The 14,914-nt window shown below is 69.4% G+C and carries 14 protein-coding genes; 11 read left to right on the plus strand and 3 right to left on the minus strand.

The features are described 5' to 3' along the window. Positions 1–4 precede the first annotated feature (4 nt). The 3 genes from ACF059_RS29180 to ACF059_RS29190 form a co-directional block, all read right to left on the minus strand. Positions 5–295 (minus strand): hypothetical protein, encoded by a 291-nt coding sequence (locus ACF059_RS29180; RefSeq protein WP_392062763.1) that lies wholly within the window; start codon positions 293–295, stop codon positions 5–7. Between the two features lie 129 nt (positions 296–424). Beyond that, positions 425–1,114: a DUF6882 domain-containing protein gene (locus ACF059_RS29185; RefSeq protein WP_392062766.1), complete on the minus strand. Its 690-nt coding sequence runs from the start codon at positions 1,112–1,114 to the stop codon at positions 425–427. A 317-nt stretch (positions 1,115–1,431) separates the two neighbouring features. Continuing rightward, a complete protein-coding gene (locus tag ACF059_RS29190; protein WP_392062769.1) occupies positions 1,432–1,830 on the minus strand; it encodes a hypothetical protein in 399 nt (132 codons plus the stop codon). Positions 1,831–1,999: 169 nt separating this feature from the next. Here ACF059_RS29190 and ACF059_RS29195 point away from each other — a divergent pair, with 169 nt between their 5' ends. The 11 genes from ACF059_RS29195 (at position 2,000) to ACF059_RS29245 (ending at position 14,913) form a co-directional block, all read left to right on the plus strand. Beyond that, entirely contained in the window at positions 2,000–2,425 is a 426-nt protein-coding gene (locus tag ACF059_RS29195) for a DUF3592 domain-containing protein (protein WP_392062773.1), read from the plus strand. A gap of 378 nt (positions 2,426–2,803) precedes the next feature. Further along, positions 2,804–3,193, plus strand: a complete 390-nt coding sequence (locus ACF059_RS29200) for a hypothetical protein (protein ID WP_392062776.1) — start codon at positions 2,804–2,806, stop codon at positions 3,191–3,193. Positions 3,194–3,400: 207 nt separating this feature from the next. Further along, complete coding sequence (locus ACF059_RS29205) at positions 3,401–5,014, plus strand: hypothetical protein (RefSeq protein WP_392062779.1); 1,614 nt, start codon at positions 3,401–3,403, stop codon at positions 5,012–5,014. Positions 5,015–5,182: 168 nt separating this feature from the next. Beyond that, the gene (locus tag ACF059_RS29210; RefSeq protein WP_392062782.1) at positions 5,183–5,563 is read left to right on the plus strand and encodes a hypothetical protein; all 381 of its coding nucleotides are present in this window, start codon (positions 5,183–5,185) and stop codon (positions 5,561–5,563) included. A gap of 224 nt (positions 5,564–5,787) precedes the next feature. Beyond that, positions 5,788–5,985: a hypothetical protein gene (locus ACF059_RS29215; RefSeq protein WP_392062785.1), complete on the plus strand. Its 198-nt coding sequence runs from the start codon at positions 5,788–5,790 to the stop codon at positions 5,983–5,985. Between the two features lie 692 nt (positions 5,986–6,677). Then, positions 6,678–7,958: a hypothetical protein gene (locus ACF059_RS29220; RefSeq protein WP_392062788.1), complete on the plus strand. Its 1,281-nt coding sequence runs from the start codon at positions 6,678–6,680 to the stop codon at positions 7,956–7,958. Positions 7,959–8,566: 608 nt separating this feature from the next. Beyond that, a complete protein-coding gene (locus ACF059_RS29225; RefSeq protein WP_392062791.1) occupies positions 8,567–8,863 on the plus strand; it encodes a hypothetical protein in 297 nt (98 codons plus the stop codon). Positions 8,864–9,130: 267 nt separating this feature from the next. Then, on the plus strand, positions 9,131–10,198 hold the full coding sequence (locus ACF059_RS29230) for a MerR family transcriptional regulator (RefSeq protein ID WP_392062793.1): 1,068 nt from the start codon (positions 9,131–9,133) through the stop codon (positions 10,196–10,198). Positions 10,199–12,650: 2,452 nt separating this feature from the next. Continuing rightward, the gene (locus ACF059_RS29235; protein WP_392062795.1) at positions 12,651–13,553 is read left to right on the plus strand and encodes a hypothetical protein; all 903 of its coding nucleotides are present in this window, start codon (positions 12,651–12,653) and stop codon (positions 13,551–13,553) included. A gap of 841 nt (positions 13,554–14,394) precedes the next feature. Beyond that, positions 14,395–14,718 carry a hypothetical protein gene (locus ACF059_RS29240; protein WP_392062797.1) on the plus strand — a complete coding sequence of 108 codons (324 nt, stop codon included), beginning with the start codon at positions 14,395–14,397 and terminating at the stop codon, positions 14,716–14,718. A gap of 45 nt (positions 14,719–14,763) precedes the next feature. Then, positions 14,764–14,913 carry a CsbD family protein gene (locus ACF059_RS29245; protein WP_392062800.1) on the plus strand — a complete coding sequence of 50 codons (150 nt, stop codon included), beginning with the start codon at positions 14,764–14,766 and terminating at the stop codon, positions 14,911–14,913. Position 14,914: the final 1 nt, after the last annotated feature.

The raw sequence follows: 14,914 nt of genomic DNA on the forward strand, positions 1-14,914 counted from the left end.
AGGGTCAACCCAGCTCAGCCACGTCAGAGCCAGCAGGCTGCGGGGGCTTCTGGTGACCGCACTCCAGCCGGGTTCCGTTGGCGTCAGTCACCGTGTACTCCAGGACAATCTTGGTCGGATCGCCGTCCTCATAAGGCCACACCATGATGCCTCCCTCCCAGACGACGGTCGAGAACCAGACGTCGATCCCCTCGGCTTCAGGCGCGACCGTGAAGACCTCCCCGGGCTTCAGGTAGAAGTCCTCACCGTACGGCTCGATGAAGAGACAGAGATCGCCATTGCCTGCGTTCCCCACAGGCAGCCTGCTGCGTCCCACTCGTCCCCCCAAGACCGCCACTCCGATGCGCCGCTGCACAGTATCCGCCTGCACCGGCCCGGCCAGCTCAAGCAGCCCTATCCCTCCAAGTCTGTTGCGGGACAGCCCTTAGGAGAGGCTATTTAGTGTTACTTCGGCGATGCGGCCGAGGGCGTCGAATTGGATGTTCACCGGGCTGCCTCCGGGGAGCTCGGCCGTGAGACTTCTGCCCGTCTGGCTCACCGGGAGGCCATGGTGGTCGAAGAACCCCATGACGGCCAGCCGCGGGGAGTGCCCGATGAGGCCCGCGCCAGCCACGAGGATCCGCGGCAGCGCGACGGGGTCCAGCGGTGCCTGAGGAACCTGCGGGTCGTCGGGCAGGAAGTACACCTGCGTTCCGGAGCCGGCCGGGACTCCGATGTAACCGGGGGCCTGGGCCACGCCCATCCCGGCGAACGCGAGGGTCTCGGCGGCGCGCCGCGGGTCGGGGAAGCCCGACAGGTCCAGCGTCGGGGCCGTGAGTTCCGCTATGCCGTGGGCTCGTCCGTAGCGCTCGACGGCGGCCGAGAGGGCGACTACTTCGGTGCCTTGCAGGCCGGGGTTTGCCCAGCCCCACATCCACGACCGCTCCTCGGTGTCGTAGGTGCCGAGCACCGAGACGCGCAATTCGAGGGTGCCTTGGCGGTACAGGCAGGACGGCAGGTCCGCCGTCCACGGGCCTTCGGGTAGGAACGAGCCCAGGGCCTCAAGCTGGGCCACGCCCCAGGCGGTGTGGCGCTCGGTCTCGGACAGGAACGGGTCGCCGAATCGCGTGATCATGACATCGACCCTATGCGGACGGTCTGACGGGTCCGCTGCATAGGGTCGCTGCTGGCGGGCGGCTGCCCCAGTCAGAGAGCACTTGTGAGCCGCTGGCGCCGCCTGGCGGAGCGTGAGGCCTCGTCGGACCGGCGCTGAGCAGGGTTTCAGCAGATGCGCTGGAGCATCGCTTCCGGGAGGACAACGGCAGGTCATGACCGTGTACCCAGCCCATGTCCCAGTGGACGGGGCCGGGCAGGGTCCCAGCAGCGGCACCGGCCCGGGCGTTCACCGTACGTACGGACGGGCGGCCCGGTCCCGCGACGGCGCCGAGCGATCTAAGAGTGCCCCCGTGGGCGGCCGCGTTCGACGGTGACCTCGGGCGGCCAAACGCCATGAGCGATGAGGTGCGCCACGGCATGGCCGGCCGCCTCGAAGGTGACGGTCTCGCGGTCGGCGTGGGTGCCGCTCTGCCCATTGGACAACGGGTAGCCGCCGGAAGAGCCTGTGCCGCGCGGATCGACGAGGTGTTCTCCGAGGTCGCCGTTCTCGTTCAGCAAGACGACCCTGGCGCGCTGGCCGTTGGTGACCACAGTCAGGATGTGCCCCGCCTCATTCTCGAATCGCGTCTCCTGCGTGGCCCAGTCCCACCGGTGTCGAAGGAGCTGACGAGCCTCCTCGCCGGAGTAGGAATGGTCAGCAGAACCCTGCAGGTGCCAGCGGCTGGTGTCAGACAAGGTGCTCCTCGGTCGGTCTGGCAGCTCCTGACCATTCTCGACCCTGAGCGCGCGCCGAGGGCTTGGGTGAGTCGGCTGCCTTCGGCATGTTCAGCGTCCAGGTCGATGACATGCCGAGGGCACGTCTGTACCCGGCAACCAATGTCCCCACTTGCGCGTCGGACACCACATGCAACGCGAATGGCTCTTCTCGCTCATACCGCTGCTGATCGGCGTGAGCTTCCTCTGCGCTGGTGGGTATGGACTCCGCCGCGCCCGCGCGCTCCGACGCACCGGAATCACTGCGGTAGGCCGAGTTGTGCGTCACGACACCCGGCGAGACGACGACGGAGCCAAGTACCACCACCCTGTCGTCGCCTGGACGACCTGGGACGGCCGCGACTGCACGTACCCCTCGAGCTTCGGCCGCGGCACCGTTCTCCACGGCTACGGCATGGGCAACTCCGTCACGGTCCTCTACGACGAGAAGAACCCCCGCCGCTTCGAGGTCCGAGGCTGGGACAATCCGTCGATCTACCTGGTATTCACCGTCGTCGGAGCGGCGCTCACAGCGGGCACCCTGTCCGTTCTCCTGGTCTTGCCGATCACTGCCTGAGCACCAGGGGCGCCCGCCGGGAACCGTAGTGACCTGTGACAGCGAAGTTGGACGGATTGCCACCGAAGTTGGACCAACGCTGTTCATCGACGAGAAAGTTGGACCGATTGGGGTGGGTGCATGCTCGGTGCGGGTGCCTCGCTGGGGTGCTTCGCGGGGTTTTGGTATGTGATCGTGTGGCTGGCTTCTACCGTCGCGGGTGACGAGCCCGCCGAGGTGCGCGGGCGTTGAGGCGAGAGTGGGCGGAAGCGGTGCCGTCGTTGATGGCCGCGTTGCAGGCCAGAGCGGACAAGGCCCAGATGTGGGCCGGGCGGGACGGTGGCTGCGGGCCCACCGGATTTCCGGGCGGTCGGGCCGTCAGCTAACTAGGATCGGCCCATGACTAGTCGACGTCAGCTGATACTTCGCCTGTCACTGCCCCTGCCCCTGCTGTTGGCAGCCACGCTCTCCCTGGCGGCCTGCAGCTCGACGCCCTCCAAGGCCACGGTGGCGGCGCGCGAGTCTGCCAAGTCCGCCTGCGCCTCCCTGCAGCAGCTGACCGACCAACTCGCCCGCCCCCGGCCGTCAAATCTGACTGATCCCTACTACGAGACCGCCCAGCAGTACCTGAACACGGCGACCAACCGCGCCGCCGACGCGGCAAAACAGGACCACGGCTACCAGGAGTTCGCCGACACCCTGCACCGGGCGGCCGAGATCTGGCAGGTCACCTTCACGCCGGACGAGGCCGAGCCGCTGATCCAGCAGGCGCGGAAGGAGAAGTGCTGACGCTCTCGACGTGAACCTAGTCGGGTGCAGATCTTCTGGATGTGCCTGTTCGTCCTGACTGACCTGCCGTTGCCCTTCCAGCCCCTCAGGCCGAACCCCTGGTGCTCGGACCACTCCTTCGAGCAGAAGTTCACCAGAAGCTGTGACCAGCGGTGCGCTGGGCTGGCCACCGCGACGGGAGCGTCCTGACGCTGGCCGGGAGCGAGGATGCTCCTCGCCGACATCGGCGAGACGACCTGGCGTGCTGCCTGCGGACGCCGCTCCGCCGACCAGAGCAGCCTGATGCCGCACTGGATCCCCCAGCTCCCCGGCGTGGCGGAGCACACTGCCGCCCAGGACGCCGAACTCGCAGGTGTCTGCGAACATCTCAGCGCCACCTTGCGCCGGATCCGGCTCGTCGACCCGCTCACCCGCAGCAGCGGCCACGTCCACCTGTTCACTTCCCGCCCCAACGGCGACCTCCACCTGATCGAGGCGTGCGAGGCCACCCCCACCGTCCTGCCGCTGTGGACCTCCCGGTCCCTGCCCCTGCCCCTGGCCCTGTGGCCCGTCGGCCCGCTCCCCGCGCCGGGCCCGGCAGACCCGCGCGCTGCCGTGCTCGACCTCCTCGCCGAGATCGAACCCGCCCACACCCCCTCCCGCTCCACCGGCCACCGCGCCGCGCGCGCCCTGTGCCACCTCGTCGGACTGAGCACCGCGCCCGACCTTGTCCAGGCCGCCGAGCACGCTCTCAACGTCGCCACCCACGTCCTCGCCGATCCCGCCCACGCCAGCGTGTACGCGGCCGGCGGCTGGGCAGGCAGCTGCCGCACGTACCCCGAAGGCACCGTCCACGGCACCGACCCCTGCCTCCCGCCCGGCGCCGAAACCGCCATCGACCTCCCCGAGGAAGCTCTCCAGCGCCTCGGCGAGCACTTCTCCAGCCAGTCGACAGACGCCTCGCGCACCGACCTGGTCACCGTCGGCCAGGAAGAACTCGTCCACCTGCTCGACTGGGCGCTCGCCGCGGCAACCCGCCCCTCCAGGCATCGTGCCTGGAACCTCAACCAGGCCGACGGCACGCTGCAGCACACGCAGCCGCTGCCGGACCGCGAGGGCACCTTGGCCCTGACCGCCAGCACCACCGGCGTCTACCGCGTCAGCCTGGACGGACTCGGGCTTGTCGGCCTTGCCGACGAGGACGACACGGTGGAGTGGGAACGTGAGGCCGCGCCCTCGCAGAGCGCGGCTGTCCTGCTGGCCGAGCACGCCGCGAACGAGGCGGCAGTCTGCCCGCCCTGCCAGCGCGAGCACCGCAAGCAGCGCCTGGTGGTGCCCACCGCGGTGGCGGACGCGCCCACGATCCGGTCCGTCCTCGCCGGAGCCGATCACGTCCTGGGGTTCTCCACCCTCGCCAGCGGCCTCGCCGCCTCCACGACCGCGAGGCATCCACCCACGGGGCCGCCGACGGCCACTGGCGAACCGATCCTCATGCCGACATCCCGCGAGACCACCCGGCCACCCTCACCGCTCTCATCAGTGACTGGTTCGAGGTTCCCTCCCCCCACGACGGCGAAGCCGCGAACACTGCCTCGGTCGACAGCCCCGCCTACCTCCGCCACCTCACTGCCCACCGCGCGGCGCTCGACCCGTTCGTCACCCGCTACCTCGCCGCAGCCGACAGCCTCGCCGGCGCGCGTACCTTCGAAGAGCGTCACGTCGCCGGCTTCGCAGCCCTGCGCACCACGGACCTGTCCGCCCTGGCCTGCCAGGAGGTTCGCCCCGTCCGGGTGGGACTTCTCCGTCTGGTCAGGGCCATCCCGCAGAACCCCGCCCAACTGACCGCCTGGTACGAGATGTAACTCGACCAGTCCTGACGCCCGCCGACCCTGGAAGAAGGAGAACCGCACGATGAGCGATCAATCGTCAGACCCGGCACTGTTCACCGGCTGCATCGCACGCGGCAAGGCGCGGCTGCCGGCCGACGCCGACGCCGGCTAGGTGGCGGCCATGCTGAGGCGCGCCCTGCACACCGTCGAATGCCGCGAGCTCGGGCCGGAAGCCGCCCAGCAGCAGTTCGGACCGTTCGCGGACACCGTGGAGGGGGGCGTGACCGTGTTCCTGGACGAGGACGATCTCCGAGCCCGCCATCCCGGCCACGAAGAGCTGCACCAACTGGCGCGCGCGGTGCGTGAGCGAGGACCGGCCGTGGACGTCGCTCTGGTGTCGCCGATGCCCACCGTCCTGCTCCTGGACGAGATGTCCCACGTCGTCGGCAAGGCGGCCGAACCGGTCCAGGGTACGGAGGGTCGGCTGTACGAGCCGCGACGGCCGCTGCGATCGGTCCGGTGGCACCCGAGCGGTGCCCGCGCGGCGGCGGACGACCGATGACGTCTGGGGCGGGAGGCCGCAGCGCCGCGCGAGCGGCAGCGCAATCCGAACCCGCGACTGTCCCAGGGGCGGCGAGCGCCGATCCGAGGTGAGGGGGGCTGACCTGCGGAAGCGGCCCAAGGAAATCTCCCTCGGCCGCAGTTCGGAAACTGGATACGCTGTCGCCGCCGGCCTGTGTGCCGGCCTTCAAACGGGCAGGGCCCGTGACCATCCAGGGGGAGCAGATGACCACCACGAAGACTTCACGCACGGCAGCACCCGCGTCTGCCGGAACCCCGTGCAAGCCCGTCGTCTACTTCAGCGACGAGGCATCCGCCGTGATGGCGCCCCTCCCCCCTGCCCGGCGCCTGCACTCGCCCCTGGAGACCCTGACGTGGCAGGCGCCCCCCGCCCTGGAGGACGAGGACGACGACCAGCGGTGACGGCACTGGCGGGGGCCTGGCCGTCGCCGTGCAATGGCGGTTGAAGACAAACGCGCAGGCCCGCGCCGTCGGGAGCCGGGCGCGGAACCGGGGGTGTGTGGTGCCGTGGCAAACCGGCCGGGCCGTATTCGCGAGGACGGCTTGGATCCGACGGTTCTCTCCACCGCCTCGGTGATGTTCCGCAACACCAGGCATCTGCGATCTGCATCGCCTGCGGGGCCCCGGTTCGTGCCCCTTCCGCGTAGGCGCCTGCCCGGTCCCGACATCACGTCGTAGCAGCCGGGGCAGGACAGTCCGAGCGAGGCGATCATCCAGCCCCCGATCGCGACGGCCGTCCCGCAGTTCCACATCCGGGAAGGGGTGTCGACGACCGTCATCTTCCGGCGGGCGAGGCGGGCCTCAAGGACGGCCCGGAGCACGGAGACGGCGTCGCCCGTTGCCGCCTGGCAGGCGGGGTCACTGCTGACCAGGCCCGGAACCGGTCGAGTTCCCGGACCTGGGCGTCGGGCCAGCTCTTCAAACCAGATCGACTCCCCCGACCCGGCGGATCCGATCAGGACCACGAGCGACGGGAACTCCTGGGGCAGGGGGTGTCACATCCATCATGACAGGTCAAAGGGCGTTTTCGTAGGATGAACGGCACAGGTGGCCAGCCTTGTTCGGCCCTCGGCGGGGGACCCAGAATCGTCGTCATGAATCACGCGGGGAAAGTTGATCAGGACGACATCATGCGGGCGCGGAATGTCCTGCTCGCCTCGGGACGCCGCACTGCGCGCGAGGAAGTAGACGCCTACCGGATTCTCGTCCAGGTCAGCCCCGCCTCCTACCTGCCACTCCTGGCCAGGGCGCTGCAGCGTCTGAGTTACGACACCAGCCGCGGCAGGCCCCACCCGGACAGTCTCGCGCTGTGCCAGGAAGCGGTGGCCGCGGCACGGTCCATGGATACGGGCGAAACTGCCCGCGCGGATGTTCTGTACGAGGCCCTCGACCAGTGCCAGAGAGAGCTGTACGCCGTGGGCCGACGCGCCGAAGGACTCGCCATGCGCGCCGAGATGCTCGCCATTGGCCGCGCACAGGCCGAACTGTCCGGAGCACCCGTGGCCGGACTGAGCAAGTGGGCCGCCGGCCTCTCCGAGGAAGGCCGGTATGCCGAGGCCGCCGATGCCCTGACCGAGTTGGTCGCAGCGATCCTGCCCCATGGGCCCGCCAGCGGGAGTCTCGCGTGGTCGCTCCTGGAGTGGATCGCCGCTCTCCATGACGCCGGCCGGTCCGGCGAAGCACTCGCCGCGTTCGAGACACTCGTCAGCATGGAAGCGGCCGAAGCCGTGAACGATCACGGCTCGATGGCCTGCCACCTCTACTCACTCATCGGGTACGCGCACATGCTCGACACCTACGGCCGTCAGGAGCAGGCCGCCCTCGTACGGCAAGAGGCGCTCGCTTTGCTGACGGAGCTGGCCGATACCGGTGAGCGGCAGTCCTGGAGCGGCTACCAGACGTCGTTCTGGGCGGTGCTGCTGACCTTCTCCAACGCCGAAACCGATCGGCCCGAGCGCGGTATACCGCGGCCGCCTTCGGGGGCGACCCCCATGCAGTGGTCGCCCGATGCCAAGCGGCGCTACTTCGACAGCCGTCATGTCCTCCGTGACGAGGTGGACAACCTGGCTGCGCGAGCCACCGAGGATCCGGACCAGTACCTGGCCGAACTGGTCCGGCTGCATCGGGTCCTCACCGTCCGCTCCGCCGTCTACTGGGAGCACCGCACCCATCTGTTCGCGGAGCGAGTGCGCTCCTTGTTCGACGACGGTGTGAGCCTGGCCCGTCGGCTGTCTCAGCACGACCCGGTAGACGGAACTCGAACACTGGCCAGGGTCCTGATCGACCGATCGACCTTCCACACCGCCGCCCGCGAGTTCAGGCCCGCCCTCGATGACTTCCGCCAAGCCCTTGGCTACCTGGGGGAGGCCAACTGACCGGAACCGGCCTACGTTCGCCCCCCAACTCGTACATACGAGCAGCTCGCGCAGGCTGAGGAAGCCGGCCATCCCGCACCTTCGAATAGCCCCGGTCACCGGTAGCGGGGACGGTCGCGTCGACGGGCAGCGCGTTTGTCCAGGCGCAGCGGCTCCATGCGGGGTCCACCCTGCCGGTCGAGAGCACGGGTGGAGTGGAACCGAGGGATCCCTGAGGCAGCCCAGAGACGCTGCGCGGGCCGGTCACCAGGCGGTGGCCCTGGTGCTGGCGATGAGCGCGGCGACAGAGCGGCGAAGACGGCGGGACGGCGCAGACCGCCCGCAGGCCTCCCGGGCCGCCCGGTCTGTCAGCGGCTCGTGCGGGCTGGCCACTCGCAGGCTCCGCCGCGCGCCCACGCCCGGCCGGGTGCTGGTACGTGTCTGCATGGGTTATGTCGGGGTCAGTGCGGTCTCATTGCGAGCCCGCGTTTCTCCTACAGCTTGTGCGGTGACGTACCACCCTGGCAGCGGGCCCTTACCGGTGTGCGGCACAGCACCCCGCCGGGTAGTGCGGGTGGCCAGCATCCTCCATTGGGATCTTGATCGTGGCCGGGCGTACAGTGCGCGTCGTGGACATACCCGCCTGGTACATCTGGATCGCTGTCGGTCTGGCCGCCCTGCAAGCCCTTGGCCTCGTGCCCGTCGTCCGCCGGCTGCGCGGACCCGACCTCGCGCTGCGGTCGAGGGCATCTCTGGAACTCCTGGAGACCGTCGGGAGCCTGCTACTCATGGGCGGTTTGCTGCTGAGTCTCACGGTGGCCGAATACTGGTTCTGGGTCGCTGCCGTCGGTTTCACGCTCATGGCCGCCGCCGTCACCGTGAAGGGTGTCCGCTGGCTCCGCGCTCGCCGCAGCCCCGTTTCGTGATCCGTACGGGCAGGCCTTAGAGCCGGCGCTGGGGTGAAGCGTGCCGGTGCCGTGTCCCTGGTCGGGCGTGTGCCCCAAGGGGCGGCCTCGCCACCGCGGGCGGAGTTTGCACGGCCCAGGTGGCCGGCCGTAGGCCGGGCGCAGGGCGCCAGCAGGGTGGCTACGGCTAGGGAGCAACGGCCGGGCCCAGCACTGCGAGACTGCGCTCCGGAGCGGATTGACCCTCGACCTTGTGCAGGGCCCAGAGTGCCGGGTGTGGAGAACGACATGCGCAGTATCGGTGAGATGGCCCGCGACAGTGGCCTGGGCGTGAGTGCCCTGCGGTTCTACGACCGTGCCGGGGTGCTGGTCCCGGCGTGGGTGGATCCGGTGAGCGGATACCGCTGGTACGAACCCGAGCAGCTCGAAGAGGCCCGGGTGCTGGCTCGCCTGCGCCGGGCCGGGATGCCGCTGGCGGACATCCGGCTGGTGCTGGCCAGCTGGTCCGGCGCGGACACCGGCCTGGTCCGCAAGCTGCTCACGGCACACCTGCGCCGCCTCGGACAAGGGCTGTCCGATGCCCGCAGCGAGTTCTCCGCGCTCCGAGCACTACTCGATCACAGGGAGAACGTCATGACTTCGCTCCGCAGCGCCACCGTGCGGCTGTCCGTCGCCGCGCCCGAGCTCGCGGCCGCGCTGGACGCGGTCCGTTTCGCGGCGAGCACCGACCCCGAACTGCCCGTGCTGGGCGGGGTCTTGTTCGACATCGAGGGGGAGAATCTCTTTGTCGTGGCCACCGACCGGTACCGCATGGCTGTCGCGCGAGCCGGCGTCGCCGGACACGACGGGAGCCGAATCCAGGTCATCGTGCCTGCCCCACTCGTCGACGCGATGCGGGCGCTGTCTCAGGGCGAGGGACCGGTGGGGCTGTGTGTCGACGGTGGCCGCGTGACCCTGGAGGCCGGGGACAGGCAGGCGGCCGGTCAGTGCCTTGAGCACGGCTTCCCCGACTACCGTCGTCTCCTGCCCGCGGCCGGCGGACGCCGCGCCCTTGTCGAGGTGGCGGCCTTCCGCAAGGCCCTGGAGAGCGGTCCTGTCCGTGCCGGCGAGGCCGGAGCACCGGACCTCAGTGTGCTGAGGGTGGAGGACGGCGGCGTGGTGAGGCTCTGCGCGGACGGTGACGACGGCCCGAACCGCGTCGCGGTCAACCGTGAGTTCCTCGTGCACGCGCTGGCCGCCGGAGCCCGGGATCGGCTGTTTGTGGAGCTCGGGGCCCCCACGGCCCCGATCGCGATCCGCCGGCCCGATGACGAGGACGCCTTCTCGATCCTGATGCCGGTCCGCCTGGAAGACTGACTCTACGCTCGCCTTGGCGGCCGCGGTTTGGCAACCAGGACGATGTCATCGGAACTCCTCATCGCAGAGGGTCGGCGGGAACAGGGCACAGGAAGTGCCCGCTGGTCAGGTAGGGCTCGGGGACAGGCATGTCGCGTACGGCGACGCAGCCCTCGACGTAGCCCTCTTGGACGATGTCAACGCCGGACGGCGAGGCCGACGTCCATCGTCCATTCGTTGGCCGCGGTACGAGGGGCTCCGGGGCGGCGGTGGGCGGGACACGATCAGCCGCAGGGTGGACAGTATGAAGGTGTGGTCGGGACCGTGGCCCGCGCCGCGCGTTCACATCGAGGCGGCTGATCCGCAGCAACCCCGACCAGAACACGACCATCGACCCCTGCAACCTGCAGTTCCTCTACCAGGCCAAGCCCCCACTCCGGGTGGCCAGCCGGGCGTCCTCATCCTGCTTCGCCGACCTGCCCGATCACGGTCATCGTGCTGCGCTGCGGCCTGCCGGCAACGGGACGAGCGGTCTGGGGCATGGACCATCCGCCTGCCGGCCGGCAGTCACCGCCCTCGGCGAACCCCGGCCGACCGTCGGCCGGGGTTCACGTCTCATGGCTTCCCGGCGCGCTGCGCCGGCGGGGTCATCGGCGGCGCACCGGCGCGGGGTCAGGGCTGGGGGCCGGGTCGGTCGGGAGGGCCGGGGTCTGCCAGGGAGCGGCACCACGGGCAGCCGTGAGTGTCGCTCGTGACGCGCGCCTGCCGGGGCAGGAGCAGGGGGAAGCCCGCCCGGTACTCATCGTGGAGGGGACCTGTCGGTCCCGTTTCCTGCATGGGTGGGCTGGCTGCTTGCGCGGCGCCCGCGGCAGCGAGGCGGCGTGTCACCCGCACCATTGCCGCTCGTACCGTGCTCGCCATCCGTGCTGCCGCCAACCAGATGCGGCGGGGGGCGTCCGGGCGTGGACCGCTATCGGGCAGGTCACCGCAGGGGTCGTGCTGGCTTCCCTTCACGAAACGAGTTGCTCCTTGCGGAAAAAACAACAGGCGGATGATACTTTTTTTAGTTTGGGCACTTCTCACCATTTCGCCAACGATTAGCGCGGAGGTACATCGAACGTGAATTACACGGGTCCGTCATTCGAAACCGGCAATGTTGCGAGATCCGGCAATGTACGGATTGCCGGGGTTTTTGCGTAGCCGAAGCTGCATGGATTGCCGGGGTTTTTAAGGGATGCGCAGGTATCGCCTCGACATTTCGACTGGGTGCGCTATCTGCCGGAGTGACGATTTCGTGGCAATCCGGCCGAGACCGTCGGCGCGTGACGGTGGCGCAGTAGCAGCGTTCACGTCAAAGGTGGCAGGGCGGCGCCCATGGCGCGTGATCGGCTTGGAGCGGCTCCGTGCACATACAGACGGATGCGCGAGAGGGCCTCTCCAGCGGGGCAGCGCCGTGCCGGCGGGCCAGGCGGACGGCGTCGACATGACAGGACAGGACGTGCCGAAAGCGCTGCTGGCGCCTGAGTTCGAGCGCGTCCACGTGCCACAGACAGCCGGTCCCTGACGAGGTCAAAGCGGTGCAACCCGCGCCCAGGGCGGCGGAGATCAGCACGATCCACAGGAGAAGATGTCCCACAGCTGGTCCTTTCGAAGGCAGATGCCAAACGGGACCCACATGATCAGGTCCCATCGAGTGCCCGGCATAACGCAGCGGCATATGCAGAGTTGCGCCCTCCTGGCGGATTCCAGCCATGCGCAGCAATCCGCCCGCCTTGGACGATCAGCCTCTTTGCCGATGATCAGCTCCCGTCAGGGGCCGCGCCGAGGGCCGTCGTGCTGCTGTGGGGTGGTGGGCCGGTCGATGGCGGGAGGCGGCTTGGGCGATGAAAATATGGAGAGCCGGCGACGTGTGCGACGCTCCTGCCAGGCGGTCGCATCCAGGGCGCAGTCGCCGTCGGACAGGCGCGGGCGGCAGCAGGGCGTCGCGGACTCGCGCCTGCCTGCGCTCATCGCCTCGCAGAGCTGCGGATTGGCAGTACGGGATGGTGTAACTGGTGAGTTCCTGTCGCGTTGCAGAAACGACAAGGGGCGCGGTGACGGTTGTTCATCCGCCCCCATCACCCGGATGGCGCATACCCAGACCAACATCGGCAGCGTTTATGGAATATGACAACAGCAAAGCCCCCCTTCTTCTTCCGTAGGCCTCCAGAAGAAGACGGACGGGGAGGTGGTTTTCGAACCGGGCCTACCCGGATCGGAAAGTGGACATTCACTCCGGGATCAACCGGCGTTGGCCAGGTCAGGAACGCAACGCTGGGGGACGAGGGCCGGGAGGTCGAGCTGCGCTACTCGTCCTCGGTCCTCGAGGACTTCCTCCATACGATGAGAACGATCCAGGCCGAGTTCGACCGGAGGTCGGGGGCCACCCCGCCCTCGGCGACGGGCGTCAGCAAGCACTCAGGCGGCAGCTCCCGTGTATGAGCCGTACGGATACCCGGACCTGCACGGCTCCCACCCCCCGCCGGACACCTCCCTGTTCTGGCGCCGGCCGGACACCGGGGAACCGCTAGGCGGGCCCGGGCAGGACAACCCGCCGTGGGATCCGGTGGAGGAGCTCGCGAACCTCCTACAGGAGACCGCCGCGCCCGGCCCGGCAGAGACCTTCACCCGGACCGGCTACGACGGGTACGACGGCACCGGTCAACCGGTCAGCGCCATCGGGCTCGTCGCGGGACTGAAGCAGAGCCCTGCCGAGCCGCCTCCCCGACGAACCGGCAGCGGGCACCGCCGGAACGCGTCGCGGACAGCGGTGACCACCCTGCTACAGACCGGCAGTCTCTTCACCGCCGTGCTGGTCGCCGTCATCGCGGCCGTGGTGAGCATCCTCAGCGGGCTGGTCATCTGCGACACCCTGCGCCACAGCGCAGGACTCCACACGGCCAGCGAAGTGGTGAACTGGTGGCCCCTACTGGTCTACGGACCCTGGATGGTCGCCTCGCTGTCCATCCTCAGATCCGCACTGCACCAGCGCCGCGCGCTTCACTCCTGGTCGATCGTCCTGCTGTTCTCCACGCTGGCGACGCTCCTGTGTGTAGCCCAGGCACCCAGAACGCTCGCCGCCGGGACCTCGTCCGCGCTTCCCGCCGTCGCGGCGCTGGCATGCTTCCAGCAGTTGGTCCGTCAGATCACACTCACCCGGCCGCCCCGCCAGGCCGCTCCACGACACCGGACCCGGTCCCCCTCCGTCCTGCTCGGGGCGGGGCAGACGGCCACGGCCCGGCGCAGCCCGGAAAGTGTCCGGCCCGGGTCCTCCGTGGCAGACAGAGCGGCGGACCGCTCCGCGTCCGGCGGGCACAGATTCGGGTACCGCGCATGACAGTCGTACGCGGACGGCGGTGTCCTTCACGCAGGCCGAAGCCGCGGCTAAAGGCCCGGGGACCGGGATATCCACATTGGCAGGGACAGGGGCAGCGACCCGTGTCGTGCCGGCGGCCCGGGGGCAGCTGCGGCGTTCTTCCGTTGTCTGCTCGGCACGAGTCGGTGAGCTCACGCCGGAGGGGCGGCCCCTCAAGTCCGTACCGCCGGTGGACTCTGACCGGCCGGCAGTCCCGGTCGCGGTCCCGGTCCCGATTTCGGTTTCGATGAGACGAGGTGCTGATGCTGACGCTGCATACAGGTGGCAGGTCACGGGGTTCCTCCGCCCACGCGACGGCGGCCACGGCGCCGCCGGACCGCGATGTCGCAAGACCCGGCATCCCGTACGCGGCGACCGCTAAGAGCGGAGGCGGTAACAGCCGCCGACTTCCTGGCCAACCCGGGTCCTTCCACGCGATCAAAGGAGACGCACGCTTGCACCTTTGAAACGAAGATCGAAACCGATGGTCACGGGCCGGACGCGGACTCTGCCTGACAGTGTTCGTCCAGGCAGGGCCCCGTCACAAGGACGTGGCCCCGCTCTGCCTCGCACGGCGGGCATCGGGCTGCCGCGGATGCCGTTCAACAGCTGCGGCGAGGGTGCCATCCCCCTGCCCGCCGAGTAACCGGCGCCGCCCGGGGGGACCTGTGCCGGGGGGACCTGTGCCCAGGGGCCGGTGCGCTGGCGCTGGGCCGCACCTCCATGGACCGAGCCAGGCGAATCCACGACGCGCTCCGGCCCTTACCCCAACCTCCCACGCCTACCACGCCTACCACGAAAGGCAAGAAACATCGTGTACGAAATGACCTACGCCGAGCGGGTCCAGTACAAGCGGCGCCAGGACGCCGCCTACCAGGACGGCGAAGACGCCGTAACCAACCTCCGGTCGGCGCTCGCACTCGCCGGGATGACCCTGCCCTCCCTGTACAACGACGGACCGGTGGCCGGCCACGGTTTCGTCCGGCTCGGAGGATGCAACGCGGCTTTCGCCAACCGGCTCGCCGAAGTCATCGCCGCGGGCGCCGGCGCTCTGCAGCGGCAGGTTGAAAAGGCGGACAGTTCCCTGAGCCATGGGGCCTGCCGGGACCTGCGCACAGTGCCGCCGCGACACAGTTCCCAGCGGTGAGCGTCTACGGGTGGTCACCAAGAAGTCGTCGGTACTGAGCACGAGATGAGCAAGGCACACGTCGACCAAGTCGAGGCCGAGACCGCCGGCCGCACGACCGGCGACGAACGCATGCCAGCGGAAGGCCGCACGGACCAGGCTCAGGGCTCAACCGGTTACGCCAAGGAAGACGTCGAGGACGTCCTGCGCCGGTGAC

The sequence above is a fragment of the Streptomyces sp. NPDC016562 genome, from assembly GCF_043076955.1.
GTDB lineage: Bacteria > Actinomycetota > Actinomycetes > Streptomycetales > Streptomycetaceae > Streptomyces.

Bases quoted from the DNA above. Each gene is read 5' to 3' on its own strand.
- ACF059_RS29230 (WP_392062793.1), top strand. From the start codon at position 9,131: ATGCGCAGTATCGGTGAGATGGCCCGCGACAGTGGCCTGGGCGTGAGT.
- ACF059_RS29195 (WP_392062773.1), top strand. From the start codon at position 2,000: ATGCAACGCGAATGGCTCTTCTCGCTCATACCGCTGCTGATCGGCGTG.
- ACF059_RS29200 (WP_392062776.1), top strand. From the start codon at position 2,804: ATGACTAGTCGACGTCAGCTGATACTTCGCCTGTCACTGCCCCTGCCC.
- ACF059_RS29210 (WP_392062782.1), top strand. From the start codon at position 5,183: ATGCTGAGGCGCGCCCTGCACACCGTCGAATGCCGCGAGCTCGGGCCG.
- ACF059_RS29245 (WP_392062800.1), top strand. From the start codon at position 14,764: ATGAGCAAGGCACACGTCGACCAAGTCGAGGCCGAGACCGCCGGCCGC.
- ACF059_RS29185 (WP_392062766.1), bottom strand. From the start codon at position 1,114: ATGATCACGCGATTCGGCGACCCGTTCCTGTCCGAGACCGAGCGCCAC.
- ACF059_RS29220 (WP_392062788.1), top strand. From the start codon at position 6,678: ATGAATCACGCGGGGAAAGTTGATCAGGACGACATCATGCGGGCGCGG.
- ACF059_RS29240 (WP_392062797.1), top strand. From the start codon at position 14,395: ATGACCTACGCCGAGCGGGTCCAGTACAAGCGGCGCCAGGACGCCGCC.
- ACF059_RS29215 (WP_392062785.1), top strand. From the start codon at position 5,788: ATGACCACCACGAAGACTTCACGCACGGCAGCACCCGCGTCTGCCGGA.
- ACF059_RS29205 (WP_392062779.1), top strand. From the start codon at position 3,401: ATGCTCCTCGCCGACATCGGCGAGACGACCTGGCGTGCTGCCTGCGGA.